Raw genomic sequence first — 26021 nt, 5'->3', positions numbered from 1 at the left:
AGCCCTCCCAAACGTCGAGGGCTCTCCGGGGCTTCACGCCTGGACGCTCACCGTGTTGACGGGGCGCCCGTACGGCGACGCGCTGAAGCGGGCCGCAGGGATGCTCCCGGTCGCGGATGTACTGGCCCAGGCAGGCCGTGCGTTATGGCACCTGGAAGCCGCCGCCGGTGAAGCGGGCGCCTTGCATGGCGCTGCCCCGTGGACGGGTGCTGGTCAGGGACAGTTTGCGATGTTCGGGGTTTTGTGGTCGATCTGGGTGTACAACTGGCCGGCCGTGCCGTCGCCGCCGATCCCGTACACCTCGAACTGCACGTAGTTCTCGTTCGACGCGAACTCGTACCGGTCGCAATCGCCCACCGCGAAGGTCACGCCGCAACCCAGGATGACGAGCTGGTTTGCCGCATTGAAGCCAACGCTGGGCGTCGCATAGAACTTCTTGCCGTAGCTGCCTGCCTCTTCGGAGTTGTCGGGTGTGGTGTCGGCCGCGCTCAACGTGCCGCTGCTCGAGGTGCTCGTGCGGACGGACACCGTGATGTAAGAATTGAGGCAACCGGTGATGTTGTCGGCGTTATACGGCCCCTCGAACTGGGAGAAGTCAGCGAAAGCGTAGAAGGTGGCCCACTTGGTCGCCGTGTTCTGCACCTTGTGGATGATGAGGACGTCGCTGGTCCAGCCGGACGACGAGGACCAGGAGGGGAACGCGGGCGGGGTGAACGTGGGCATGGTGTAGATCGGAGTGATGAGCGCCTCTTCCGCCTCGTCCACGCGCTCACCCGAGGCGAGCTCGTCCGAGGCGAGCTCGTCCGAGGCGTCCGCCGTGCAGCCTGCCACCCCGAGGGAGGTCGCCCCCAGGATCATCATCATCGTCATCGTCCAACGGTTCATGAAACGGTCCTTTCGACGCGTCAGAGGTATCGACCCTCTGGCGACATGGCCGAAGCGCAAGCATCCATGTCCTGCGCGTGGCTTCGAGGAGGCTTTTCAAGTTTGATGCCAACCGGGCGGGAGCGATTTCCCTGACGAAAATGGGTGGGCGTGGGCCCAGGCGCCGGGCCCGCCCCACGAGGTACGGGCTTCCGCCTGCAAGGGTCTGGGGTTCAGGCTCGGCCCCTTGTTGCTAGAACATCGATCGGTTTAACAACCGCTCGATGTTCTAGCTCTTTTGTCCCGAGGGGGACGCCTCGCGTCCCCCTCTCGCCCGGGCAAAGCCCGGTCGATTCACCCCCCGAGGCGAGTTCGCTTCGCGATCTCGCAGAGCGCCGAACCGTTCGGCGCTCTAGCGTTCACTCCGAGGCAACACGATGACGGAACCGTCGACTTCGCGCGGTGCGCGTATCGAACCATTGGCTGGCACCATTCCATTTAAGAATTGGCCGTTCCTCGTGCTTCTCGCCCTCATCGGGTTGCTCGTGGCGCTCGTCGTCGGGGGCGCCCGCCTCGTCGAGGGCCAGGCGCCCTGACGCCCGGCGGAAGCGGGGCTGGAATGCTGCTCCTTCGCGTCACTTCACCTACGTTCCGCGCTATACGAGGCAGCTTATGGATGCGGAAGCTCGCGTCGGGAGCATCATCTCTGGCAAGTACCGCGTCGAGCGCGTCCTCGGCCGCGGCGGCATGGGCGTTGTCGTCGCCGCGAGGCACCTCCACCTCGGCGAGCGCGTGGCCATCAAGTTCCCCATCGCGCGGATGATCCTGCGCAGCGACGTCGCGGCGCGCCTCGCGCGCGAGGGGCGCGCCGCCATGCGGATCCGCAGCGAGCACGTCGCCCGGGTCTTCGACGTCGGCGCGCTCGAGACCGGCGAGCCCTACCTGGTCATGGAGTACCTGGACGGCCAGGACCTCGGCGCGGCGCTCGCCAGGGGCGGACCGCTGCCCATCGACGCGGCCGTCGGGTACATCCTGCAGGCCGCGGAGGCGCTCGCCGAGGCGCACGCGCTCGGCCTGGTACACCGCGACATCAAGCCCGGGAACCTCTTCCTCGTCCGCCGCGCCGACGGCTCGCCCCTGGTGAAGGTCATCGACTTCGGCATCTCCAAGCGCGTCAGCGTCGCGGCCGACGGCGCGGACCTGCAGTTCACCGAATCGAACGCGATGGTGGGTTCGCCGCTGTACATGGCACCCGAGCAGATGCGCGCGTCGCGCACGATCGACGCGCGCGCCGACCTCTGGGCCCTCGGCGCCACCCTGTACACGCTGCTCACCGGCGCGCCGCCCTTCCCGGCGAGATCGATCCTCGAGATCCACGAGCTCATCCTCCGCGGGGCGCCGCCGCTCCGCGACGCGCTCCCGGGCGCGCCGCCCGCGCTCGAGGCGATCGTCCAGCGGTGCTTGCGGCCCGATCCCGTGGACCGCTACGCCGACGTGGCCGAGCTCGCCACGGCGCTGGCCGACGTCGCGCCGGAGCACGCGCGCACCTCCGCGCAACGCATCGCGCTCATCCTCGCCACACCCGCGGCCCCCGAGGACGCGCCGCTCGACGAAGCCGCGGCCGAGCCCTCTTCCTCGACCTTCGATGGCACGGCAGACCCCTCCGACACCGGCCGGGGGACCGCGCCCTCCGCCGAGCCGTCATGGGCCGACGCCAACCGGCAGGAGCGCAACAGCGCCGCATTGCCGGCCGCCGCCGAGCAGCAGGTGGCAAACTCGCCCGTGGCGGGCGCACCGTCAATCCCTCCGCGGCGCTCTGCGGCGTCGCGCGCGCTGGTGATCGCCGCCGTGGCCGCGGCCGCGGTCATCGGCGCCACGGTGGAGGCAAAGCTCGCCGCGGGTCACACCTCTGCGCCGACGGCGTCTGCAGCGCCGGACGCCGATCCCAGCGCCAATCCCGGCGCGGCCGCGAGCGCGACGAGGAGCATCCGATCCGCGCTGCCGATCGCGCGCGTGCGGACCGAGTGTGCGGGGATCGCGGCCGCCGACTGCCGGTACACCGAAGACTTCCCCACGGTCGCGGCCTTCGACGGCGATCACGGGACGTATTGGGCCGCGCCCTACGACGTGACAAGCTCGATACTCACCGTCACCCTGCGCGCGCCGAGCACGATCTCGGCCGCGGTGCTCTTCGAGCGCGGCCCGCTGCCAAAGCGGGCGATCTCCGACACGGTGGTGCAGCTCTTGTGGGAGGATCTCGAGTTCCGCGTGCGCGGCTGGGAGCTGTGGCTCTCCAACGGCACGAACGAGTGGCAGGTCGCGTCTGGAAAGGACATCGGTCCTCGACGGGAGATCCGGCTCGACCAGCGCTACCACGATATCCAGAGCGTGTGGCTCAAGATGGAGAGCACCGACGGACCGAGCCTCTACGAAGTTGAATTCGTGCCCTAGCCTGATGCCCGTGCCCCCGTGTCTTGCGGAGCCCACCTCCGTCGGATAGCGTGCGGGCGCATCCGCGCCGCATGCCGAGAGCCCCCGCCGGAACCCTCGATCACTCCACCCTCCCGCCCACGAGCCTCTCGGATCCTGGAGCCTCCCACGCCGGGCTCGAGATGGATGGGCTGGTCATCTTGTGGTCACGGCACGAGCCGGCCCGGATCGGGGAGGCGCTGCTGATCCCCACGGGCGACCCCGGCCGGTGGATCTTCGGGCGGGGCGATGACCGGCTCGGCGTGGCGGAGCGGCGCGTCTTCCTCGTGCGCCAGCGCCCAGGCGCGCTCGTGCCGACGGGGCCGCTCGTGTGTCCGCGGATCTCGCGGGCGCAGCTTCGCCTTGCATCGACTGCGAGCGGCGGGCTCGAGATCGAGAATGTGGGCTCGTGCCCGCTGGTGTACGGCAGGCGCGAGGTGACCCACGCCTCCGTCGCGCCGGGGGAGGTCATCGAGCTGCGCAACGAGCTGCTCCTGCTCTGCGTCCACCGCGCGCCCATCCGCCCCGCGCAGACCGAGGATCTCGACGCCCCGCTCCACGCCTTCGGCGAGGCGGACGCCTTCGGCATGGTCGGCGAGAGCCCGATCCTCTGGGACCTCCGCCACCGCATCGCCGCTGTCGCGCGTCACCACGCGCATGTGCTCATCCTGGGCGAGAGCGGCTCCGGCAAGGAGCTGGTGGCCGGCGCGATCCACGCGCGATCGGCGCGCGGCCGACGCCCTTTGGTCTCGCGCAACGCGGCCACCATCCCCGAGGGCCTGGCCGACGCCGAGCTCTTCGGCAACCAGCGCAACTACCCGAACGCGGGCGTGCCCGAACGCCATGGCCTGGTGGGCGAGGCGCACCAGTCGACGCTCGCGCCGCGCGTCTCGCCCGTCCTGATGTCGGCTTTCGTTCAACGTCGTTACACGACCCATGTGCGCGAGCTCGACGCCCTGCTCCTCCGCGCGGTGCTCGAGGGCCGCGGGCGCTACGTCGAGCTGCCTCCTGAGCTCAAGGGCGACGTCGGCCAGGCCGTGACGTCGAGCCCGCGCGGCGCGCCTGACGCGCTGACGCAGGAGGAGCGGGCGCGCCTCGCGCTCCTGCGCAAGCACCGCTTCAGCCCCACGGCGTGCGGCCGGGATCCTGCGTACCAGGGCAACCGGCAGCGCGCGGATCTGCACCTCCGGCAGCTCATCTGCCGGGCGCTGCGGATCGCCGCATGGGACATCGATCGCGCCGCGGCGCTCCTCGCGGGGAGCGAGGACAGTCGATCCGCGCCGCGGCGCGGCCTCGCGGGGAGCGGCGGCCTCGCGTCCTCGAGGCAAAGGTCCGCGCCCGGATCGCGGCGTTCGTGTCGAACCTGCGCGCGGCGCATCGAGGTTGAGCGGGATCTGGAGATTGGGCCCGATATGGTCACCGGACGCCGCGAGGTAGGTCGAGGTGCCGGTGGACACGTACAGGTCGAAATGCTGGACCCGGAACTCCTGCGCTGACGTCCCCGCCTTGGCGAACGGACCGGCCTCGTTGATCACCGCGCGCGAGACCGTGCTCGCCGCGGGCAGGGTCACGTTGAGGGTCGCGTCGGTGACGCCGGCCGGCGACGCCCAGCGCGTGCTGTAGTTGCCGTCGAAGGCCTTGGTCGCCTCGTAGCCCGCGCCGTAGACGGCCTGGTTTCCGTTCCCGTCCACCGCCGACGCCACCGTGGCCTGGTAGGTCGTCGCGCCGGTATTGGGGAACGTCTGTGTAATCACGTTGGGCCAGGCGATGGCGGCGTAGTCCGCGATCTGGTTGTACACCCACCCAGCCCCGGCCGCATTGAAATCGTGGGCGTAGTTGGTGAGCACCACGATGGCCATCTTGCGGTTTGGCCAGATGGCGATGATGGACCAGTTCGACCCATTCGAGCCAGTGTGCCAGAGCTCGAGCCCGCCGGCCCTGTTGTTCACGTCGACGGAGAAGCCGGGGCTGTAGTTGCTCCCCTTCACGGCCGTGCGGATCGCGTCCCGCGCGCTCGCCGAGTAGAAGTGCGTCGCGTCCTGCGGGCGCCACAGGGACATGTGGGCGAAGCGCGCCACGTCCTCGATCGAGGCGCTGACGCCGCCCACGGGGCTGCGCAGCCCCACGGTCGCGGAGCTATGCGGGACGGGGGCGCCGCTCCCGCTCCAGCTATGCTCGACGGCGTCGGGCGCCCACTTGGCGTAGGTCATTCCGAGTGGCGCGAAGAGCAGGGCCTGCATCAGGGTCTCGTACGAGTTGCCCGTCGCCCGCTCCATCATCGCGACGGCGAGGATATGGCTGCCATCGTAGCTGACCCCGGTCCCGGGGGAGAAGAGGGGGGTATCCAGGATCGCGTCGTGGGCGTAGTTGAGGCGGCGGGTGCTCAAGTTCGCCACGGAGACATAATCGTTGGCGGCGCCGCCGACGCCGTTCACGTGGGCCGAGGTATCGTACGGCGTGCCGCTCGTGTGCGCCGAGAGCTGGGCGGCGGTCACATGGAGGTAGGGGCTCGACGGCACGCCGAGGAAGATATCCGGCAGCGAGGTGAAGAGCGTCGTATTCCACGACAGGTTGCCGAGGTCGACCTCCTTCGCGAGCAGGGCGCCGGTCAGCGTCTTGGACACCGAGCCGAGCTGGAAGGCGTCTGTCTCCTGGAGCGGCGTCTGCAAGACACGATGCCGGACGCCACGCGCGGCAAGGTAGATGTCATTATCGATGATCACGGCCGCGGCGATGCCGGGGATCTCCGGGTAGGCGCTGCGCGCGTCGTTGAGCACCGAGGCCATTATCGCGTCGTTGTGATGAACGACCGGGCTCTCCGCGCGGCTCGGCGATGCGGCGAGCAGGCAGACGGTGGCCGCGCCGGCTGCAGCCACGGCCCGACAGGAAGAGCTGCGCTCGATCGAAATACGTTTCATGGTCGATCTCGTGTCAAAAAGGGGAGCCCTCGAGGGGGCGCTGGGCGGGAATGGTCGCTATGCGTCGCACAGGCGGCCGTGCTGGAGCGCATCGCAACGCGCATGCCAGCGCGGCCTGCGCGTTCCCCGGCCTATTCGTCGCGCGGCGCCGGCCAGCGCTGTCTCCCGGGAGACAGATTCTGTCTCCCCCCGAGGGAGACACGCACCTTCGTGGCGCTGCCCGTTCCATCCCGCCGCCGCGGTCTCACCATGCGGCAGAGGACGGTGGCTCGCATGGCAGTTCCTGTCGTTTCGTCGTGGCTCGCTCGGTCAGCTCGCCGAAATGAGGTGGACTGGCGCTACTCCGCAGCCAAGCCCTGACAGCAGAAGACCCTCGGATCGATGCCCTTCACCTCTCCCACGTGCTCCCCGCCCTTCGGTTCGCACGTCCCTGGCTCGTTCAGGGTCCACTTCGCCGACATCGACCCAAGCGCGTACGAGAACGGAGATCCGCTGTAGTCGATGCAGGTCGGCGTTGCGGGAACGTTCTCGAACAGGGACATCGGCAGACCCGTACATGCCGGATCCTGGTAAGCGGAGATCGCAGCGCTGCATTTGGCTCCCGTAGGCTCCCCGCATTCGCAAGGTGAGCACTCGACCTTCCCGGTCGTCCCCCGATAGGTCAGGACCCGCTCGGGGAACGCCTCGGGACATTGAGGCAGGTTCGCCTCGTCGACCGGCAGCGTGTACTGCACACACTGCCTGAACTCGGGCGGAGGTGGCTCGGTGCTCGGAAGGCACGTGTCGCTCGGGGACTCACAACGCCCTTCTGCCGTGCCATGGCAGGCTTTCGCGTACTTCCCCCAAGAGATGCCGTTCGCGAACGATTTAGGCCCTCCAGGCCCGCCAGGCGCGAAGCCCGGGGCCTTGGGGATGGGATCTCCGATCGGCTCGCATCCCGTCACAGTGGGGGCCGTCAGCTCGATCGACGAAAAGCTTCCCGAGGGGAGCACGGCGGGTGAGACGCACGACCCGTCCCATCCTGGAGGCGCCTGGTAGCTGGTCGCGTTGCCACCTTGGCAGAAGCTCGCGGAGTCGACGTTGATCGAGCCAGGCAGCGTGCAAGACGCGGGTCCGCACGAGCAAGCCGCGCATTGTACTTGCACCGACAGATCGGCGTAGCCCTGGTAGAACACGGTATCGGCTCGATCGGGGCAATCGGGAGCTTCTTCCTCTGCTCCCATCCACAGGAGGACGGCCTTCTCACGGAAGTCCGACGTTCCCATCGGCACGCACTGCCCGCCCGCAGCTTTGCAGGAGAGAGGCTCGATCGATCCGCCTCCATCGGGGAAGCAATAACCATGAATGTCGTCCTCAGGACTCGCATCGGGTTTACAGTAGACGTCCACGTATACGGGTTCCGAGGAGCACCCGTTCGCGCCGAGTGTTGCACCGACACCAAGTCCTGCGATGACAATTGAAACTAGAATTCCTGCCCGTTGCCTACCTGCAAGCATGACGTTCGCCTTTCTAGCGCCCGAACATGAGCGATGCGGAAACAGAAAATATGAACCTGTTGGTCTGCCACACGGGAACGACTTCGCCTCCAGGGGAAACCACACGAACGACCCAATCGCGAGTTAGCGCCGTTGCATCGGCGAACAGCCTAGCGGAAAGATTTCGATGGATTGGATACGTGACCCCGACGCCAAGCCCCAAAGCAGGGATTACGTTGGTGTCTGTCAGCATCTCATAGCGTTTGTTGGCGTCCATGGAATGAGCCCAGCGCATCGCACCCCTGAAAGCGCATCCGTCAATCCAACCCCATTGTACACACGGCCCCACAACCGCGGACGCCGAGAACACATCGATAGGCAGGCCGTGAATGTCGCCCAACGACCAGGCGCCGCGCACGGTTGCCACGGCTGAGAACTCCTGGCGTCGATAAAGCCGCTCGCTGATATCCCGACGGACACGGAGGGGGCAGCGCCCCAAACCATCACAGGGCCGATTCCACCGCCAAAACGAGACGACGGCGCTTCCACTTTGGGGGGCGAGGGCTCTCGCGCGGGAGGCGCCGTCCGGACAGCTTCGCGGACAACCACCCGTCGTTCCTTCGCCTCCTTCTCGAGGGTGATGACCTGCGGCGGAGCCTGGGCAGGGTTGGGAAACTCGAATTCGAGGAGCATCGACTTCCCGCCGACGCACTCTGCGGTCTTCTTCAGGTCTTCGCGGCCCGTGAGTGTAGCCGTGACGTTCGTCTTGCCAGGTGAAATGAAGGTCCAAAACGCCCCCTCGCTTCGACCCACGTCTCGACCGCCAATCAGGACGGTTGCGTCGACATCGCTGGTCATGACGTCGAGGCGACAGACACGCTTTCGGACGCGCTCGTACGCCTCGAAGAACTGCTTTCGCTCGGCGCTGGATGCGCCGGCGGCATCGCTCACGGCAGCATGAAGTGCGCGTGCAATGACGATGTCGTTCTCCGGCGTTTGCTGGAACATCGAGAGGACGAGCCCGAGCCGCCCGAGGAGACGTGCGTCCAGCTTGATGTTGAGAGCATCCTCGTAGGCATCCGCAGCGTCGTTCAGGCGACCAGCCGCGAGCGCACGGTCTCCGCTCTCCACGAGGGCCTTGAATCTCGCTTCATCCTGCTGGCCGAGGCGCGCATTTGCGCGAGCTGCGCGGGACGTCTTGGGCTCGGTCGTCTGCACGGCAGAGGTCGACGACGTGCCATTCTCGTCTTCTGCCGCCTCACAGGGTACGGACAGCGATACAACGAGCAGCGTCGCGAGGGCGGAAGATCTCGACACGGGACAAGCATCCTACACACGCGGACGAACCCTTGGGAAGAGGGGTTGTGTACGGACGAACCTCACGCTCTTGCCGACATCCTTCGGCGAAACACGCCCGGGGGGATGCCGACCTTGCGCCTGAACGCACGGCTGAGGGCGGTATCGGAGTCGTAGCCGACGCGCGTCGCAATCTCGGTGAGAGACTCGTTGCTCGACGACAGAAGCACCTTGGCTCGGTAGATGCGCCAGTTCGTGACGTAGTCGAGCGGCGACTCTCCGACGGCGGACGTGAACGCCACAGCAAAGCTCGAACGCGACATGCCGGCTTCGTGCGCCATCTGCGCGACGGTCCACGGCCGCGGGAGGTCCGCGTGCACGGCGCGGATGGCCTTCACCACGCGCCGGTCGGTGAGCGCCGTAGCCCACCCCGGCGCGAAGGAACACCCCTCGGAGAAGAGTGCGCGCATCGCCTGAACGAACAGCGCGTCGGTCAAGCGGTCGACGACGAACCTCGCTCCGGGACGATCCTGCGCCATCTCCTTTCCCATCAAGGCGAGCGTGGCCTGCACGAGGTCGGCGTGCGCCTTTTCGAGCGACACATGGACGAGCGGCGGCATCGGCGCCACGAGCGGCTCGGCGGCGACTGCGTCGAACGAGAAGCGGCCGATGAGCAGCTCCGTCGGCTCGCCCGTGCCGCCGTACTCGACGACATATCCGTCGTGCGTTGCAACCAGCGGACGTCGGCAAAGCGGCCGCCGCGGCGATCACCCATCCTGCCAGGTTCAACGGCGTGACGCTGCAGCTCGCCGGCGAGCTGCTCACGCTTCCTCAGATTGCCGAGATCCTCTCGCGCCTCGACGGCAAGAAGTACGTGGTGCAATCAGGTACGGTCGAGGAGGCCGTCGCCGCCGGAATGCATCCCGGCATCGCGCATGGCCTGGCGTACGTGAACGTTGCCCCGGTGCTCGCGCGGCCGGAGATCGCCCGCTCCTACGGCCTCTCGCCCATGAGCTTCGAGATGTGGGCGCGGCAGCAGCGCGAAAGGCGCGCGTGAGCTCGTCGCGATCAGGCGTGACGATTCGGGATCTGCACCTCAGCGTCCCCGCGCGCCGTCCTTGGCCGCCGCCGCGAGGTGCTCCTTGGCCTCGAGGAGCGCCGCGATCGAAAGCTCACGCTGGCCACGCGCCGCGAGCGCCCAGCCCTGTTCCCGCAGGATCGATCCGAGAAGCGCCCGCGCGGACACCTCCTTGCCCGCCGCCGCGTCCCGCGCCGCCCGCACCGCGAGATCCGGCCGCCCCGCCCGCGCGAGCGCCACCGCGAAGGCCGAATGCCCGCCCGGCGGCGCCGCCGCGGGCCCCTGCAGGAGGACCTCGCAGAGCTTCACGCCCGCCGCCCGCGCGAGCGGATCGGCGCTTTCGAGCGCGGCACGCGCGGCGGTCCATACAGGCGGAGGCACCCCCACGCCCCCCTTCGTGACGAGCTCGGTCGCCTCGTCGAGCGCCTCCGCTGCTTCCCGCGGCTGGCTCTTGCCGAGCGCCACGAAGGCCGCGAGCCCGAGCGACGCGAGGCGGAGCGACGGCGATGCCGGCTCCGTCGCGCGCGACGGGCGCGCAGCCTCGTCACCCTGTCCGCCGCCCGTCAGCGCGGCCCGCGCCCGACGCACCAGCACGGCGATCTCGGGCGCGAGCTCGCCCGCCCGCGTGATCGCCTCCGCCTGCGCCTCCCCTCGCGACGCGGCGATCGCCTGCGCCGCGGCCAGCCGCGCGAGGGCGTTTTCCCGCGCCGCATCGTCGGGCACGTGGCCGAGCGTGGCCGCCACGCGATCGGCCTCCAGCGGCGTGAGCGCGTCCCCGAGCGCATCGGCATGCTCGGCGGCGAGGCGGATCGCGTGCTGGCCGAGCGACGTGGTCGGGTCGCGGCCGAGCTCCTCCAGGAGCGAGAGGCCCGAGGCCCGCACGAACCGGCTCGGCGAGCGCAGGCGGCCGAGCGCGATCACGAGCTTGTGATCGGGCGGCGCGCCCGTGGGATCGGCCGACGCGGCATCGGCGACCGCGAGCGCGGCCGTGCTCCGATCGCCGAGAAGCCGCTGGACACGCCACGCGCGGGCCGCGACCGCGACGTCCGCCGCGCCTTTCTCCTCGTCGGCCCGCGTGGCGGCGTTGGCGAACACCATGAACGCCGCGTCCCCCTCGCCCATGAGCTCGAGGCAACGGCCGTACAGGTAGAGCGCGCGCGCCGTCGGTGCGCGCTCCGTCTCGGCCTGCGCGAGGGCGAGCGCCGCGCTCTTCCGCCCGACCCGCGCGAGCAGCCGGCACAAATCGAGGATGGCCGGGAAGTGCGGGCCGCTGCCGGAGAGCGTGCTCCAGTAGGCCGCGATGTCCCCGATGTCCCGCTCGTCGCTCCCGAGGCGCACCACGCACCGGAGGGCGCCGAGCGCGGCGCGCGCGGCGAACGAGGGTTCGGCCGTGCGCACGAGCAGCCGCCTGTACGCCGGGAGCGCGACGAAGGGCCCGACGGAGGATTCGAGCTTCTGCGCCGCGCTGAGGCCGATTTCGTCGACGAACTTCACGCGCCGAGGACCCTTTCGATCACGCGCCTCCCCGCTCCGTGACGAGGCCGAGCGAAGGCAGGCGCTCGCGCGCGCCATCGATCCGCGAGGTCTCCGCGTTGATCGCTTCGAGCTTGCGCCGAAGCGCCGCCGCGTCGGTCGTGTCCGCCGTCAGGTTCGCGAGCGGCGCGAGGACCTTCTCCTGAAGCTGCACGACGAGCTTGTCGCGCTCGGCGATCTGGAGCGATCCCACGTCGGAGGAGGACGGGACGAAGTCGACGAGCTGCCGCTCCACGCTCTGCGCGTAGTACCGCTCGTTCCGCAGCCTGCGCTCGAGGTACGCCGGATCGTCGAGGCGCATCTGCGCGAACTCCTCCTGCATCGCGGTCTCGTCGAGGGCCTGCACCTCGTTGAAGACGCGGCGCCAGGCCACGGCGTCGGAGGCCTCGTACGCCGCCATCGCGCGCGCCTCGATCTCGGCGAGCCGCTTCTCCCAGGCAGCCCGATCCATGCCGTAGAGGTTGCCCGAGGCGCGGTAGACGCGGCGGCGCAGCTCGTTGAGCTCGGCCTCGAAGCGCGCCATGGGCGGCGAGAGCGTCTCGTTCGGGTCGCCGCGGTACCAGTCGACGAGCAGGCGCAGTTTTTCGCAGAGCGCCTGCAGTTTGTCCGGATCCGTCGCGACGACCTCGCGGATGCCGGCGACGAGCATGTCCGCCTCGGCCCGGTAGCTCATCGCGGAAGACCCCCAGAGCGACTTGCTCGTCGCCTCGGCCTCTTCGAGCAGCGCCTCCACGGCGCCCGCGGGATCAAAGCGCGGCGCGGCGGGCGGCTCGACCTGCGCCCAGAGCTCCTGCCCCGCCACGACCGCGCGCGCCTCCATGCGCATCGCGTCGTCGCAGCGGAGCGTGAGATCCACGGGCGTGCCCACGGGCAGCTCGCGCGGCACCTGGAGCAGGAGCGTCTTGATCGGCATGCGGTTCTGCAGGAGCCGCAGCACCACGGCACCGCTCTGATCCGCGGTGAAGAAGCGGCTCTTCACCTCCGCGGGCAGGCCCGCGCCGCGCGCGATGAGCACGCGCCGCTCGCGCCGGCCCGCGCGAACGACCTCGATGGCGAGATCCTTGGCCACGACCGAGGGCCGCGAGAGCGCGCTCGCCCGCGGCCGGACGTCGCCGCGGTAGAGGGCAAACGGAAGCTCCGCGAGCACCTCGCGCTCGACCGAGCGCAGGGCCACCCGCGACGCGTGCTCGGGCTCCTCGCCGAGCGGGACGTCGAGCCGCACCACGGCCCCCGCCTCATCCGGGATCGCCGCCTTCGCGATCTCGTCGGCGCCGCTCATCCCGCGCAGGACCGCGATCTCCGCCGCGCCCTCCGGCGCCTGCTCGACGCGCACGCCGAGCCGGATCTTCGCGCCCTGGCTGACGAGCGGCGTCGTGAACGAGACCGTGATCTTCCGGTCGGGCTCGCCGATCCGCAGGCCCCCGAGCTGCGCCGCATGAATGGCCGCGCCGAGCGCGACGCACGTGTCCACCTCGTCCTGCAGCGGCTTGTCGGAGCGGCTCTTCTTGCAGATCGCCTCGGTCACGCGGCGGACGACCATCGGCACGCGGGTCGAGCCGCCGACGAGCACGACGTGATCGATCTGCCCGAGATCCACCGACGAGGTCTCCGCGCTCCGCGCGAGGGCCCGCTCGCAGCAGGTGATCGTGGTCTCGACGAGATCACCGACCGCCTTCTCGTAGTCGGCGCGCCCGATGTCGCCCTCGAACGAGACGTTCTCGCCGCTCTTGTCCTGCATGAAATCCTGCTTGGAGATGCTGACGACCTCGGAGGTCGAGAGCGACTCCTTGATCTCCTGCGCGAGGTGCACGAGGCGGCCGAAGAGCTGCCGATCCCCTTCGTCGCCGCGGACATCGAGATCGAGGGCGTAGCCGCGCGCGACCAGGATGCCGCGGAGCTTCTCGGCGAAGCGCCGATCGAAGTCGTCGCCGCCGAGGTAGTTGTCGCCGTCGATCGCGAGCACCTGGTACTCGCCGCCGAGGCAACGCAGGATCGAGACGTCGAACGTGCCGCCGCCGAGGTCGTAGACGAGGAAGTTGCCGTCGCCGAGGCGGCTCTTCCAGGTGTGGTAAATGGCCGCTGCCGTGGGCTCCTGGAGGATGCCGATGACGTCGAGCCCCGCCATCTCGCCGGCCTTGCGCGTGGCCTCGACCTGCGGCGCGTCGAAGTAGGCGGGCACCGTGATCACGGCCCGATCGACGCGCACCTCGATGCCCTCGGCCGCCTGTTTGCCGAGGTGCTCGCTCATGCGCGCGCGGAGCTCGGCGAGGATCTTGGCGCTCACGTCCTCGGGCGCGAGCGCGTGCGGGCCGACGTCGACCTTCGCGTTTTGCCCCATCTTGCGCTTGATCGACTCGATGGGCGGAGGCGTCTTGCCGCGGCGCTGGCGCGCGGCGTGGCCGACGAGGAAGGCCTCGCCCTTGGGATCCCAGGCGACCGCCGAGGGGACGGTGCGCCGCCCGAAGCGGTCGGCGTAGATGTGCAGATCGCGCTCGGACGGGTCGAGCATGGCGATCTCCGAGTTGGTCGTGCCGAGATCGATTCCAACGGGACGGTCGACGAACATGGTCTATCGCTTCCTCTCGGGGGACGTGGGGGCGAAGGCAGGATCGGAGCTCGGGGCGCCCGCGGCGAGCACGGGATCTTCATCGAGCGAGAGCACGCTCCGCGGGCTCCGCTCGGCTCCGCGGGAGACAAACGTCGCGAGCGCGAGCGCCACCGAAGGGCGCGGCGTGAGATCGGCGAGCCCGACGGGTTCGGCCCCGGGGGTCTTTCGTATCTTCGGCGGCGCCTGCGCCGGGCCCGAACGATCGAGCGCAGGGTGGCGCGGGCGGGCGCCGATCGCGGCGCGCAGGCGGCGCAGCGGGTGCAGGGTGAGCTCTTCCCACGCGGCGCGGATGACCGCGCGCTCGCTCTCGCCCGCGTCCTCGGCGAGCTCGCGCAGCCGCTCCGTGATGGCGCGCGGGCCCTCCTTCGGATCGAGGTCGAAGCGCTCGAAGGGGTTTGGGGCGCAGCTCGGCTCGTCCGAGCGTAGCCCCAAGCGTTGAACCGGATTCGAGGGGGGGTCGCTCCTTTGGTCGCTCATGGTGAGATCCTGAGGAGCTTCTTGGCCTCGCCGAGGCGTTTCTTGGCCTCCGGGAGCCGCGTGGCTCCGGGGTAGAGCTGCTCGGCGCGGTCGATGAGGGCCGCGGCCTTGTCGTGATCGTGGCGCGTGGGCGCGCGCGCGCCGGGCAGGAGGCGGAGCGCCTGATCGCAGAACGTGTTCGCCTTCATGAGGCGCGCGTTCCGGTGCGTCGGGCAGATCGCGATGGCCCGATCGAGCAGCTCCAGCGTCTCGCGCTCGGTGCGCACGACGTCCGAGCGGAACACGAGCATCTGCGCCGCGCGGGCCGCATACGCGAGCTTCGACGGATCGTCCTCGATGCGGCGCGCGAGCGAATCGACGAGCGGCGCGAGGGGGGCGATGACCTCCCGGAGCGCATCCCAGCGGCTCGCGCGGTAATGGGCCCAGGCGAGCGGCGTGGCCTGCTCGATCGCGGCATGCTCGACGCTCTCGTCCTCGCCGGACCAGCGCCACACCGCGACGAACCGCCCGAGCATCGCCGCGCCCTCCGCGGCGCTCGGCTCGCCCTGCGTCGTCGCCTCGGCGAACACGGCGAGCACGGGCGCGAGCGCCTCCTCGACGGCGACCGCCACGAGCGACGTGGCCCGGCGCGCCGCCCGCTCCGCGAGCGCCTCGGGGGCACGCGCGATCCGCGCGGCTTCCTCGACGCGCCCGAGCGCGGCGAGCGCCCGTTGCGCAGAGCCCGTGAGATCCCGCGCGCCCATGCGCGCCCGCTCGCCGAGGTCGTCGATGCACCAGAGGGGAGCGTCGGCGAGGGCGCGATCGAGGTCCTGCCGCGAGAGCGCGCTGCCGGTGACAGCCTCGCCGAGGTCACGGAGGTACGTCTCCTCGCGGCCGAGGGCGAGCCAGGCGGTGATCGATCGGACGAACGCGTCGGGCGAGTTCGTCGTGAGGTCGGCGAGGGAGGCGTGGTGCAGGGCGAGGTGGTGGAGGAGCTCCGGGGGCGGATCGATCTGGCGCGCGGGTTCGAGGTGCTCGCGGAGCGCGTCGGTTTTGTCAGAGCGCGCGGCCTCGACGGCCTCGCTCCCGCCGGGCAAACGCCGGAGGACGGCGCAGAGGCCGGCGCCGCGGGCCGGGGGGCGGACGTCCTGTCCGGCCTGGGCGCGGAAGAGACGCTCGAAGGCGATCTCGTCCGTGAGCCGCGCGAGCAGCGCCTCGTCCTCCTCTCGCCACACGGGAGGCATCATCCGCGGGAGGGGCGGATGCGGTCAAGACGGGCGCAAGCGGGGGCGCAAGCGGGGGCGGGGGCGGGAGCGCAAGCGGGAGCGCGCTCGGCGGCGGGCGGCCTTGCAAGGTTCTTCGCGTTGGCTAGCCTCCCGAGCCTGTGCCGTCCTTCACCTTCGTCCCGTTCGCTCGCTCCTGTGCGGCCGTTGCCTTCGTTCTCATGGCGTCCGCCGGATGCGGGCGCGCGCCCGAACATCCGGCGGCTCCTGCGCCCTCGCTGCCGCCGCCTCCGGCGCTCGTCGGCGTGCCGCCGCTTGGCTGCGCGGCGCCGCTCGCCGATCGGTCGGCGAAGGCCACGGCTCTCGTCGCGAGCGATCTCCACACGTGCGCGCTCCTCGACGGCGGTCGCGTGGCGTGTTGGGGGCGCGACGAGAAGCGCGGTCGGATGAATCTTTGCGAGGGCAAGCACGCGGCTCTGGCCGTCGAGCTACCGTTCGAACGCGGGGACCAGGTCGCGACCTCGATGGAAGGTACGTGCACGCTCTCGCGAGGCACCGTCCGCTGCACGGAAGGAATCTTCACCGCGCTCTGCGATCAGGCCTGCGGGAGCGGAGAGGTTCGGGCGCTCGCGGGCGCCTCACGAATTGCGGTCGGCGACAACCACATCTGCGCCATCGTTCGCGGTGAGGTCGTTTGCGTGGCCCCCGTATTTTCGCACGGCGTGCCGCCGGTGCTCGGGAATCTTGGCGGTCGCGAGGCAAAGCGGGCGCCGGCGGGTGCGGGCGGCGAATACGCGCGGAGCCAGGTGCCGATTCGCGGAGCAACGCTCGTGACGGCCGGCGTCGGGTTCTCGTGCGCGACCGATGCAGCAGGTGCGGTGTGGTGTTGGGGCGCAAATAACTTTGGCGTGCTCGGCGTGGCACGCGGCAAAGAGCAGGACGACGGCGTTCTGCACCGCGTGGCGGCCTTCGATGGCGTCGTCCACCTCGAGTCGAACCGCGTGACGACGTGCGCGATCACGCGCGCGGGCGATACGTATTGCTGGGGCGCCGATTTCGATGACGGTCCTGTCAAGATGCCGTTCGAGCGCGCGCGCGACGTCGCGATCGGAGACGGATTCGTCTGCGCGGTCGACGGCGCGAACCGCGTGACTTGCGCGGGAAAGTTCAGGGATGTGCTCGGCGGCGAGCCGCTGTCCTTCGCCGGCAAGCCGATCGAGATTGCGAGCGGCAGCGGGCGCCTGTGCGCGCGGCTCGAGAGCGGCGCGATCGCGTGTGCCGGAATCTCCGGGTACCTCGGCGACGGCGGCGGTTTGCCGACGCCCGTCAACGACGGCTCCGGCGCGATGGCCGTCACGCTCGTACACGAGCCGCGCTACGTCCTCGGCCCGCACGCCGAATGACGCGCGCCGTCGCGCGCGCCGCGCCGCCTCGACAGGATCAACCTCCTGTTCCTCAGGAGGCTCCTGGGCGGTTGATGAGATGACTTCTAGAGGTCCGGATAGGCTGTCCAGAGGCCCGCGCGTTCGGGCGTGCGCACGGCGTAGACGATGCCGGGCTCCGGCCAGATGAGCTCGGCGAATTCGGTGACGCCCGTATCGACGTCGATCTTCTGTCCGGTGACGGGGATCCAGGCCGTGAAGGTGCCTGCCCCGAGCGTGTCGTCCCAGTCGTGAACATAACCGAGCGCGGGCGCCTGCCGGGAAAACAACGGTGTCTGGTGGACGCGCGGGACCCGGAAAGCTTCGGTCAGCGTCTCCCTGTTGAACACGACGAGCGTCCCGACATCCTCCTGCGCGTCCGCGAGCACGGCCAAATAGCCGCGGGAGGGCCCTCTCGCTTCCCCCGCGTAGCCCTCGACGAGCGGAGAAAAGCCGCCCTGCAGCGTCCATGTCCCCAGCGTGCCGGTCGTGCCGTCGTGGTCGAGGACGAAGAAAAAGCCCTCCCCGTGCGACCTGATGCTAAATTCGAGCTTCGGATCAGTCCCGACCAGCACCGGCTCGTCGTCCTCCCGGACGGCCCACAGCTCGCGCTTTTTGCCTGGTTCCTCGCGCTCGAAGAAGAGCCAAAAGGCTCCCTGAAGCCCATACGAAAGCACGGACGTGACGCCGCCGGAATCGAAGACGCGCTTGTCCCCCGTCGTCCGATCCAGGACCGCGAGCACGCCGGCCGCGCAGTCTTCGCGGTAGGCGAGCTTCGGCGGAGTCCACGAGATGTAGTCGGGGTGGCACGGCGCGGCTTTCGTGGGAATCGCCATGGGCGCGTCTTCCCCCAGCTTCAGCACCCAGAGGCCATTTTCATCGACATAGGCCACTTCGGCCCCGAGCGGGCCCACCTCGAGCTCGGTGACGCCCGTGCCCGCGGTTTGCAAGGTCTTCCCGTCGCGATCACGCACGACGAGCCTCCCGTCCTCGATCAGCCAGAATTTATCGTCATAATACCTCCAAAAGCTCACGCCCTCGGCAATCGTGCGCGCCGCGCCGGCCCAGGGATCGATCCACACGACCTCACCGGCCGTCGTCCCCGCGGCGTAGGCTTCGAGGTTGAAGTTGCCGTCGTGGATCAAATAGATGGTCACCTTCGGCCACCTGGACGCCATGACCGAGGGCACGCGTAGACGCTCCGTGCAGGATGCGTCGAAGATGCGCAGATCCCCGCTCTCGGCCCCGAGCTCTCCCTCGAGCGTCAGGATGCGAGCCGGGCGAGCGTCGACGCGCGGCTCTCCGTCCGCGAACCCGAGGCTTGGCTCGCTCGTGGAGTAGGCGAATGCCTTGCCCAGCGAGCAGGTGCGCCGTTCGCCCTCCGCGAGCGAGACGAGGACCACCTCGTCATCCCCCGGCGCGCGCTCGCGTCGCGCCACGACGAACGCCCCGTCGGGCTCCGATCCTCCGACGACGAGCCTGCTATAGACGCCGTCCGCGAGCGTCGTGTCGCTCCGCTCGATATCGACCTGGCAACCGCTGCACGCTGGCAACATCGCCGCGGCAAAGGCGCCGAAGGCGGCGAGCGCGCCCCGCCCCCGCTTGCCACCCGACGCAGCAGACCCGAGCCATCGTGTCCTTCCGCTGTTCTCCAAGAAACACCTCCACGCGCATCGTGAGTTGCGCGGGAAGGCTGGTCATTCGAGCGTGCAGGTGACGTTTTCCTGCCTCCGTCAGCGGAGGCGGGAGCGGGAGCGGGAGCGGGCGAACCGCGGCGCGCCGCGCGGAGATCACGGGCTCGACCATCGAACGTCGGCCGGCAGCGCCACGCACGCCGTGCTCGGCGGCGACCCCTGGGGGGCCCCCGGCGCCGCCGTCTCGCCTGCATACGCCCTGCAGAGCACGTGTCGCTCCTTCCAGACCAGCGCGCACGAGCTCCTGCCCTTTCGCGCGCCGGTCTCGGGGGCGGGTTCGCCGCAACGGTACCGCGCGATCGACCGGTCGCCGTAGGAATCGAGGCGCGCGTCTTCGTAATAACGAACCTCGCACCCAGCCTTGTCGGCCCCCGGGGTGACGACCGCCGACCAGAAGAACGGTCCGCTATCGACGCCGTGGTACGAGCCATCCACGCGCGCGGGTCGGCAGGCGCGGAACGCACGGGCGAGGCAGCGCCGGGGCTCGCTGTCGTGCTGGACGAGCTCGTCGTACGAGCTCGCGACCTCCCCACAATCGAGCACCGGCGACGTTACCGCCCCGCCGAGATCCTCGGCCACGGTTTGGCGGAACGAGCGCAACGCCTGGTCCCGTCGCGACGGCGACGCCGCGCATGCTGTTGCCAGCGCGAGGGCGACGCCCGTGCTAGCGAGCAGGGTCGCCCTGCGAGGTCCGAATGCCATGACCACCTGTTCCTGAGAGGGCATTCGCCGTGACCTCCTCCTATTTCGCAGGCCCGAGCGTCTTCTCGATCGCGGCCGCGAGCTCGGCGTCGTTCTCGTGCACCACCCCACTCCGCACGAGGACGATCTTTCCTTGCGCGTCGATCAGGAACGTCGCCGGCAGGGTCTCCACACCAAACGCGCGTCGCGTATGAGCATGCCTATCGATCCACGTCCGATAGGGCACCTTCCTCCGCGCGACGAAGGCCTTGATTTCAGAGATGCTCTTTCCCTGATCCATCGAGATGCCCACGACCTCGAGCCCACGCGGCCCGTAGGTCCGATGGAGCCTCGCGAGGGTCGGGAGTTCTCGCTTGCAGGGCTCGCAATCCGTCGCCCACAGGTTGACGAGCACGGGTTTTCCTTTCAATCCGGCGAGGAGCGTGTGCTTCTCCTCGAGCGTCATGAGCTCGAAGCTCGGCACGATGTCCCCCACCCTGGCGAGCTTTTCGTCCGCCCCGGGCGCGGCCTTGTCCGCCTGGCTCTGGGCCGGAGGCGCGGGCACGGCGGCGACGGGCAGGCGGGCCGCGCGCAGCCGCGGCGACGACCCCTCGGAGAAGGCGAACAGCAATGTATCGCCGAGACGCACCATTTTCGGAAATCCGCTCGTCCGGTCCGCGCGCATCGACGCGAGCACGAGCGGCGCCCCGACCGCGCCCTTGCGTGACACCCTCCGCACGACGAGGTGCGCCTCTTCGGCCTTCGCGACGACGTACCCGACGATCGCGTCCCCGTCCGGCAAGAGGACGACGCTCACGCGCCCGATCGGGGCCTCCGCGCCCTGGCGCCCTGCGATCTCGATCGGCCGATCGAAGGACATGCCTCCATTGTCGGAGAACGCGACCTTCACGCGCGCGATCGCGTCCGCATAGGTGAACCAGGCGAGCGCCGCGCGTTCGCCGTCGGCCACGAGGGCCGGGCCATTGACCGGGCATCCTTCGATACGAAACCCGTCCGGCCGGACGCGCATCGGATCGGGGAAGGTCTCGTGCCCGAGGATCACGACGTTGATGTCGCGGACCTCGTCCTCGCTCCGATCCCGATAGGCGACCATCGGCCCCCACGTCCTGCTCGCCGCCGCGATGCCGCAACAATCGCAGACGCGACCATCGAGGAGGGTCTCGTTCGAGGGCTGGCTCCCCACGAACGTCGTATAAAGGGCCATCGATCCCGGCGTCGTCTCCGGTCCGCCCGCCGTCGCGCGGCCGTCGAGCCAAAACGCGCGCACGCCTTCGCCGTGCGGGATCAGAGAGACGAATCCATGATCGGTCTCGGATCGGTCGGTGTGCATAGGGCCGATCCGCTTCCACGTCTTGCCGTCATCACCGGAGGCCGTGAGGACAGCGAAATATCCCTCCTGGCCCGCGCGCTCGGGGAACGCGGCGACGATGTTGCCTCCGCCCTCCGCCGCCACCGGCACGTCGGCCCAGTTGACGAGCAGCCGCTCGCTCGTGACCACCGTCGTCGCTTCCCCCCACGCGCCCCCGGCGAACCTCGCGAGGCGCACGCGCCCGCCCTTCTTCGGGCCTTCCGCCGCCGGTTCGATCCACGTGAAGAGCGCGCCGTCTCCCGCGGGAACGAGATTCGGCGACGTCGCGCCCTTCTCCACGGGTGGATCGACGTACGTCAGGACAGACGCAGACGCAGACGCGGACGCGGGTGCGGACGCGGACGCGGACGCGGCTGCCGTGTCTTGCGGCTCCGTCGTGGAGCGGCAAGCCGCGAGCGTGAGCCCTGCGAGGAGGAGCAACGGAGCGCGCATCGGTGCAAGGACAGGGGTACCAGCGTCGCCTACCGGTGTGAAGTCGCACGCGTGGCTCTCGCTCCCGCCGCCGCTCCCGCCGGTCCCCTGCCCCGATGGCCTCCTCGGACGCCCTCACGCTCAATCCCGGGCCTTCGCTGCGTCGAGCAGCGGAGCAAGAAAGGCTGGGAGGTTGCCGATTGTGCCGATGGCAGCGCTTGATTAGTCTCCGGCCATCATGGCAGACGCGATTCCGTCCCACGTCGTTCAAGCCCTGGCGCCGACCGGACGGCTCCGCGCGGCGATCAACTTCGGCAATACCGTCTTGGCGCAGAGAGACCCCGTCACCGGCGAGCCGCGCGGGGTCTCCGGCGAGCTCGCGCGTGAATTCGCCAAACGACTCGGCATCCCGAGCGCGTTCGTCACCTTCGACGCCGCCGGCAAGGTATTCGAGGCTTTGAAGCGCGGCGAATGGGACATCGCCTTCCTGGCGATCGATCCGGTGCGCGCGGCCGAGATCGACTTCACGGGGCCTTATGTGCTGATCGAGGGCGCCTACGTCGTGCCAAAGGACTCGCCCATCAAGACCACCGACGAGGTGGACCGCGACGACATCCGTGTCGCCGCCGCCAAGGGCAGCGCGTATGAACTTCATCTGACGCGGACACTCGAGCGCGCCAAAGTCGTCACACAGCCGACCGGCTCCGAGGCCTGCGAGATGTTCCTGCGCGACAAGCTGGAGGTCGCCGCCGGCGTGAAGCAGCCGATGACCAAGTTCGCCGAGGAGCATCCCGAGACGCGCCTGCTCCCCGGCCGCTTCATGGCAATCGAGCAGGCGATGGGCATGCCGAAGGGCCGCGACGCAGGCGTGCGCGCGCTCCGCGCGTTCGTCGAGGAAATGAAGGCGTCCGGCTTCGTCGCGAGGGCACTCGAGCGCAGCGGCCAGAACGAGGCGGTCGTCGCGCCGCCGACGCCGATTTGATCCGCGCAGTCACCGTCGAGGAAGCGGCAGCGGCAGCGGAAGCGGCAGCGGATCAGTGCTTACGGACGACAAGGGCGGGATCCAGCAGGTAGCCGCCGTCGCGGGTGATCAGCACGCCTCGCAGCCCGAGGCCGCGGAGCACGGCCACCGCGTTGTGCAAGCGGTTCGCGGCGGCGCCCGGCAGGATGCGCTCCCCCGGCCAGCCTGCCTCGACGAGCTCGGACACGGGCAACGGGTCCCCTGGCGCTGCCGCGTGACGCTCGGAGAGCCGCGCGAGGATCGCGGCCAGCACGTGGCGTCGATGAAGGCTCACCTTCTCGCCTTTCCCGAGGCGGAACCAGCGGCCGTTCGAATCGAGCTCGAGGGCCGGCTCGGGCGGAGGCGCCGAGATCGACCCTTCGTCGGGCGCGGGCAGGCTGGGCGGGAAGGCGCCGGCCTCGCAGGCGGCGAGGGCGCGCTCGAGGGCAGGCGCGATGCCCAGCGCGGTGAGGCGGATCGGCCCCGTGGACAGATCGCCGAAGGAGGTGAGGCGACGGCGCGCGTCGTCGAGGCGAGCCCGCATCTCCTCCCAGCGTCCCTCCGCTGCGGCGCGTCGCGCGCGCGCGATGTCCAGGCACCCTTCGAGGAGGTGAACCTTGACCGCGACGACCGGGAGCGCGCTGTTCGCGCGTGCTTCGGCGAAATGGGCTTCGGCGCGTTCGAGGCGCCCATCCTCGGCCTCGAGGACGCCGAGATAGGCGGCGATCACCTGCGTGGTCGACGGATACCTGCTCGAGGCCCGTTCGCGGATCATCCGGTCGACGATCGCCCGCAGGTCGGCGAGCCGTCCCTGGCAGTGGAAGTAGTCCATCAAGTGCAGGAGCGAGACCTGATACGGGAAGCCGCCGCCCTGCGCGCGAAGCTGCTCGCTCACCTGCTCGAGCCGGCTCGCGTCCTTCGCCCGTCCGAGGAGGAGCTCCAGCCCGCGGGCGTGCGAATTCGCCACCGCTTCGAGTATGGGCGCGCCTGCCTTCGTCGCGGCGGCGCGCGTCAGCTCGGCGGCCTCGAGCGCCCCCTCGAGCTCGCCCGAGACCATCCTCCGGATGATGAGGCTCCCCAGCGCGACGGTCCTCTCGCGTAGGTCTTCCAGCTCCTTGACGAGCGCAAGGATCTCGGCGGGGCCGAGCACCTCGTCGTCGGGCCCGCAGAGCACCATGGCCAGAGCTGCGCGGTCGCCGTGGAGGCGCGCCGCCGCCACGGCTTGCCGGTAGTAATGCCCGCCCGCCTGGGGCTCGGTCTGGTAGATCGAGGCGGCCGCCAGCGCGACGAGGATGGCCACCTCGGCGCGCCGGTCGCCCTCCTGCCGCGCGAGCGACAGGGCGCGCTTCAGATCCGGGCGCGTGTCCGTCCACGGGTAGCTCATCCAGTGGGCCTCGGCGCGCATGCGCAAGTACCGGATCCGCAGCTCGGGCGTCGCGGCCTGCTCGCACATGGATACGTCTTCGAGCAGGTCGACCCGCGCCTGCAGCGGCCCCACCCGCGCGAACAGCGCGTCGAGGGCGAGCGCGGCGCGGAGCGCGAGCGCGTCCTCCTTCACACGCCGGCGCACGACCTGGATGATGTTGCTCGATTCCAGGGCGAGCAGCTCCAGCCCGAGCGCGAAGCCCGCCCCCGAGGTCACGGCCCAGGCCTCGGCCGCCTCGACGAAATGGCGGCTGTGTCTTGCTTCGGCCCGCGCGCGGCTCGCCTCGTCGAGCTTGCCTGCCGCATAGACCCGCAGGCTCTCGAACATGCCGAAGCGCGTACGGTTCGATGGGCCCGGCAACACGTAGCGACGGAGCAGCGATTTGTGGCAAAGGGCCGCGAGCACGTCGAGCACCGGGGGCGCTTCGGGGTGAGGGGTCAGGTCGAGCACCGCTTCTGCGGCTTGGAGGGAAAAACCGCCGCGAAACACGGAGCACTGGGCGAAGGCTGCCTTTTCCCAGGGCATGAGCAGATCGAAGGACCCGTCGATCGCCCGCTCCAGGGTCTGGTGGCGCTCGGGAGCGCCCCTCCGGGCCGTCCGCAGGAGCCCGAAGGGGGATCCGAGCCGCGTGTCGATTTCGGACGGGAGCAGGATCGCCGTCCGCGCGGCGGCGAGCTCGATGGCCAGCGGGATCCCCTCGAGATGCTCGACGATCCGGAGCACGGCGTCCCGCTCCTCGCCCGTGATCGCGAGGCCGGGGCGCACGAGGCGCGCGCGGTCCTCGAAGAGCCGCACCCCTTCTTCCAGCGTGAGCGGCTGGATCTCGAAGGAGACCTCTTCCTCGAGCCGGAGCGCCTCGCGGGAGGTCACGATCAGGGTGGCGAACGGCGCCATCACCAGCCAGCGGCCGATGGTGGTCTCGGCGTGCTCGACGACCTGCTCGAAGTTATCGAGCAGGAGGACCATGGGCCCGCGCGCCGCGAGCGCATGCCCGATCTGGGCGACGGTTTCGTCGACGTCCCCGTCGCGCACCTGCGACAAGCCGAGCTGCCGGGAGACGATCGCGATCACGCTGCCCCGGGTCGTGGCCGTGGTGAGATCGAAGAAGTGAACGCGCGCGCCCTCGTCTGCGAGCATGCCGCCGAGGCGCCGGAGCAGGCGTGTCTTGCCGAGCCCCGGCGCGCCGAGGAGGGTCACGAGGCGCGCACCCTCGTCGAGGTAGGCCTTGAGCTGACGGATGGAGTCCGCGCGGCCCACGAAGCTCGAGCGCTCGACGCGCCAGCTCGGCGCCACCGCGCTGGACAGCTTCCTCCACATATCCGGGGGGCTTGGTGCGCCCATCACGTCGAACGCGTCTTCGAAAGCTTTGCTGTGCATCATGAGGCCGCGAGCTCGGGCGAGCCCGAACCGCCCGCGCGAAGACCGGAGGCTTGCAGTCCACTTCCATCGTTTGCAAGGCCGAGCACGTCGCCGTCGCGTCGCCCACCCCCCTACCGTGGCGGTCCATCCGATCGAGCATCTTGCCGACGACCTCGAGCCTCGGATCGAGCTCGTGGGCACATCCGCGAGAGAGGCGGCAACCCCTCGCGGCCCGCCCCATGGTCTTCACGAAGCCCCCGCGTGCGTGGCGACCTCTGGGCGACGTGGTGCGCGTGCCCTCGACCGACGAAATGCTCGTCGCGCTCTCCGCGCTGGAGCCCAGGCTCGATGCGCGCCTGCGCGCGCTACGGCTTTCGCGGCGCGGGCTTCCTCCGCCCCGGCGACCGCGTCGAGGCCCTTCGTGCTCGCCGAGTTCGAGCAGCGGCACGTCGTAGCGGGTCACCCGTCGATGACGGTACGGCCCGGGCGTCGAGCGCCGAGGCCACCTCGTCGATCGTCATCGTCGGGCGCAGAAACCAGCTGGTGAAATGGAGACTCGTGAAGTCGGCGACGCCCTTGTCGACCTCGAAACTGCACCAGCCGGCGCGCCTCGAAGGAGAGATGGACCGAGCCGTGAACGCCTCGACCGGCCGTCCTGCGAGCGCTGCGCCTTGCCGGAGGGCGTCCTCGAGCGAGGCGACGCCCTCCGGCAGGGTATC

18 protein-coding genes and 1 pseudogene are annotated in these 26021 nt (G+C 69.9%); 6 read left to right on the top strand and 13 right to left on the bottom strand.

Annotated elements, in window-relative coordinates:
- Nucleotides 1-213 precede the first annotated feature (213 nt).
- Complete coding sequence (locus tag POL67_RS15795) at nucleotides 214-885, bottom strand: hypothetical protein (protein ID WP_271918186.1); 672 nt, start codon at nucleotides 883-885, stop codon at nucleotides 214-216.
- Between the two features lie 416 nt (nucleotides 886-1301).
- Here POL67_RS15795 and POL67_RS15790 point away from each other — a divergent pair, with 416 nt between their 5' ends.
- The 3 genes from POL67_RS15790 (at nucleotide 1302) to POL67_RS53615 (ending at nucleotide 4829) form a co-directional block, all read left to right on the top strand.
- The gene (locus POL67_RS15790) at nucleotides 1302-1460 is read left to right on the top strand and encodes a hypothetical protein (RefSeq protein ID WP_271918185.1); all 159 of its coding nucleotides are present in this window, start codon (nucleotides 1302-1304) and stop codon (nucleotides 1458-1460) included.
- 76 nt (nucleotides 1461-1536) lie between these two features.
- Nucleotides 1537-3315: a protein kinase domain-containing protein gene (locus tag POL67_RS15785; RefSeq protein ID WP_271918184.1), complete on the top strand. Its 1779-nt coding sequence runs from the start codon at nucleotides 1537-1539 to the stop codon at nucleotides 3313-3315.
- Between the two features lie 71 nt (nucleotides 3316-3386).
- The gene (locus POL67_RS53615; protein WP_308789590.1) at nucleotides 3387-4829 is read left to right on the top strand and encodes a sigma 54-interacting transcriptional regulator; all 1443 of its coding nucleotides are present in this window, start codon (nucleotides 3387-3389) and stop codon (nucleotides 4827-4829) included.
- 330 nt (nucleotides 4830-5159) lie between these two features.
- Here the strand turns inward: POL67_RS53615 and POL67_RS15775 are convergent.
- The 4 genes and pseudogenes from POL67_RS15775 to POL67_RS15760 form a co-directional block, all read right to left on the bottom strand.
- A pseudogene (locus tag POL67_RS15775) lies at nucleotides 5160-6119 on the bottom strand (serine hydrolase domain-containing protein); the annotation flags it as partial.
- A 470-nt stretch (nucleotides 6120-6589) separates the two neighbouring features.
- A complete protein-coding gene (locus tag POL67_RS15770) occupies nucleotides 6590-7639 on the bottom strand; it encodes a hypothetical protein (RefSeq protein WP_271918183.1) in 1050 nt (349 codons plus the stop codon).
- A 333-nt stretch (nucleotides 7640-7972) separates the two neighbouring features.
- The gene (locus POL67_RS15765) at nucleotides 7973-8857 is read right to left on the bottom strand and encodes a hypothetical protein (protein WP_271918182.1); all 885 of its coding nucleotides are present in this window, start codon (nucleotides 8855-8857) and stop codon (nucleotides 7973-7975) included.
- Between the two features lie 248 nt (nucleotides 8858-9105).
- Nucleotides 9106-9759, bottom strand: a complete 654-nt coding sequence (locus POL67_RS15760) for an AraC family transcriptional regulator (RefSeq protein ID WP_271930813.1) — start codon at nucleotides 9757-9759, stop codon at nucleotides 9106-9108.
- Here POL67_RS15760 and POL67_RS15755 point away from each other — a divergent pair.
- Entirely contained in the window at nucleotides 9750-10079 is a 330-nt protein-coding gene (locus POL67_RS15755) for an NmrA family NAD(P)-binding protein (protein WP_271918181.1), read from the top strand. The genes POL67_RS15760 and POL67_RS15755 overlap by 10 nt on opposite strands.
- A gap of 39 nt (nucleotides 10080-10118) precedes the next feature.
- On the opposite strand, the gene POL67_RS15750 is transcribed toward POL67_RS15755, so the two are convergent.
- The 4 genes from POL67_RS15750 to POL67_RS15735 are packed head-to-tail and all read right to left on the bottom strand — an operon-like array spanning nucleotide 10119 to nucleotide 15932.
- Nucleotides 10119-11594 carry a hypothetical protein gene (locus POL67_RS15750; RefSeq protein WP_271918180.1) on the bottom strand — a complete coding sequence of 492 codons (1476 nt, stop codon included), beginning with the start codon at nucleotides 11592-11594 and terminating at the stop codon, nucleotides 10119-10121.
- A gap of 19 nt (nucleotides 11595-11613) precedes the next feature.
- Nucleotides 11614-14199, bottom strand: a complete 2586-nt coding sequence (locus tag POL67_RS15745; RefSeq protein WP_271918179.1) for an Hsp70 family protein — start codon at nucleotides 14197-14199, stop codon at nucleotides 11614-11616.
- Nucleotides 14200-14202: 3 nt separating this feature from the next.
- Nucleotides 14203-14718 (bottom strand): hypothetical protein, encoded by a 516-nt coding sequence (locus POL67_RS15740; protein ID WP_271918178.1) that lies wholly within the window; start codon nucleotides 14716-14718, stop codon nucleotides 14203-14205.
- Nucleotides 14715-15932, bottom strand: a complete 1218-nt coding sequence (locus tag POL67_RS15735) for a hypothetical protein (RefSeq protein ID WP_271918177.1) — start codon at nucleotides 15930-15932, stop codon at nucleotides 14715-14717. Before POL67_RS15735 ends, POL67_RS15740 begins: the two co-directional genes overlap by 4 nt.
- Before the next feature lie 209 nt (nucleotides 15933-16141).
- Here POL67_RS15735 and POL67_RS15730 point away from each other — a divergent pair, with 209 nt between their 5' ends.
- Nucleotides 16142-17323 carry an RCC1 domain-containing protein gene (locus tag POL67_RS15730; protein WP_271918176.1) on the top strand — a complete coding sequence of 394 codons (1182 nt, stop codon included), beginning with the start codon at nucleotides 16142-16144 and terminating at the stop codon, nucleotides 17321-17323.
- 86 nt (nucleotides 17324-17409) lie between these two features.
- Here POL67_RS15730 and POL67_RS15725 read toward each other — a convergent pair whose 3' ends face one another.
- From POL67_RS15725 to POL67_RS15715, 3 genes are all read right to left on the bottom strand, one after another.
- On the bottom strand, nucleotides 17410-18996 hold the full coding sequence (locus tag POL67_RS15725) for a hypothetical protein (protein ID WP_271918175.1): 1587 nt from the start codon (nucleotides 18994-18996) through the stop codon (nucleotides 17410-17412).
- A 135-nt stretch (nucleotides 18997-19131) separates the two neighbouring features.
- On the bottom strand, nucleotides 19132-19737 hold the full coding sequence (locus POL67_RS15720) for a hypothetical protein (RefSeq protein WP_271918174.1): 606 nt from the start codon (nucleotides 19735-19737) through the stop codon (nucleotides 19132-19134).
- Nucleotides 19738-19777: 40 nt separating this feature from the next.
- A complete protein-coding gene (locus tag POL67_RS15715; RefSeq protein ID WP_271918173.1) occupies nucleotides 19778-21538 on the bottom strand; it encodes a TlpA family protein disulfide reductase in 1761 nt (586 codons plus the stop codon).
- A gap of 217 nt (nucleotides 21539-21755) precedes the next feature.
- On the opposite strand from POL67_RS15715, the gene POL67_RS15710 reads away from it, so the two are divergent.
- Nucleotides 21756-22499 carry an ABC transporter substrate-binding protein gene (locus POL67_RS15710; RefSeq protein WP_271918172.1) on the top strand — a complete coding sequence of 248 codons (744 nt, stop codon included), beginning with the start codon at nucleotides 21756-21758 and terminating at the stop codon, nucleotides 22497-22499.
- A gap of 52 nt (nucleotides 22500-22551) precedes the next feature.
- On the opposite strand, the gene POL67_RS15705 is transcribed toward POL67_RS15710, so the two are convergent.
- Nucleotides 22552-25323 carry an AAA family ATPase gene (locus POL67_RS15705; RefSeq protein WP_271918171.1) on the bottom strand — a complete coding sequence of 924 codons (2772 nt, stop codon included), beginning with the start codon at nucleotides 25321-25323 and terminating at the stop codon, nucleotides 22552-22554.
- Nucleotides 25324-26021: the final 698 nt, after the last annotated feature.

The organism is Polyangium mundeleinium, assembly GCF_028369105.1.
Classification (GTDB): domain Bacteria; phylum Myxococcota_A; class Polyangia; order Polyangiales; family Polyangiaceae; genus Polyangium; species Polyangium mundeleinium.
Note: the sequence above shows the minus strand (reverse complement) of the source record. Positions and strands in the feature narration are given on the sequence as shown.

What these genes read in the sequence shown, in the direction of transcription:
- POL67_RS15795 (WP_271918186.1), bottom strand. Translation starts at nt 885, where the DNA reads ATGAACCGTTGGACGATGACGATGATGATGATCCTGGGGGCGACCTCC.
- POL67_RS53615 (WP_308789590.1), top strand. Translation starts at nt 3,387, where the DNA reads ATGCCGAGAGCCCCCGCCGGAACCCTCGATCACTCCACCCTCCCGCCC.
- POL67_RS15785 (WP_271918184.1), top strand. Translation starts at nt 1,537, where the DNA reads ATGGATGCGGAAGCTCGCGTCGGGAGCATCATCTCTGGCAAGTACCGC.
- POL67_RS15730 (WP_271918176.1), top strand. Translation starts at nt 16,142, where the DNA reads ATGGCGTCCGCCGGATGCGGGCGCGCGCCCGAACATCCGGCGGCTCCT.
- POL67_RS15710 (WP_271918172.1), top strand. Translation starts at nt 21,756, where the DNA reads ATGGCAGACGCGATTCCGTCCCACGTCGTTCAAGCCCTGGCGCCGACC.
- POL67_RS15705 (WP_271918171.1), bottom strand. Translation starts at nt 25,323, where the DNA reads ATGATGCACAGCAAAGCTTTCGAAGACGCGTTCGACGTGATGGGCGCA.
- POL67_RS15745 (WP_271918179.1), bottom strand. Translation starts at nt 14,199, where the DNA reads ATGTTCGTCGACCGTCCCGTTGGAATCGATCTCGGCACGACCAACTCG.
- POL67_RS15715 (WP_271918173.1), bottom strand. Translation starts at nt 21,538, where the DNA reads ATGCGCGCTCCGTTGCTCCTCCTCGCAGGGCTCACGCTCGCGGCTTGC.
- POL67_RS15720 (WP_271918174.1), bottom strand. Translation starts at nt 19,737, where the DNA reads ATGGCATTCGGACCTCGCAGGGCGACCCTGCTCGCTAGCACGGGCGTC.
- POL67_RS15740 (WP_271918178.1), bottom strand. Translation starts at nt 14,718, where the DNA reads ATGAGCGACCAAAGGAGCGACCCCCCCTCGAATCCGGTTCAACGCTTG.
- POL67_RS15790 (WP_271918185.1), top strand. Translation starts at nt 1,302, where the DNA reads ATGACGGAACCGTCGACTTCGCGCGGTGCGCGTATCGAACCATTGGCT.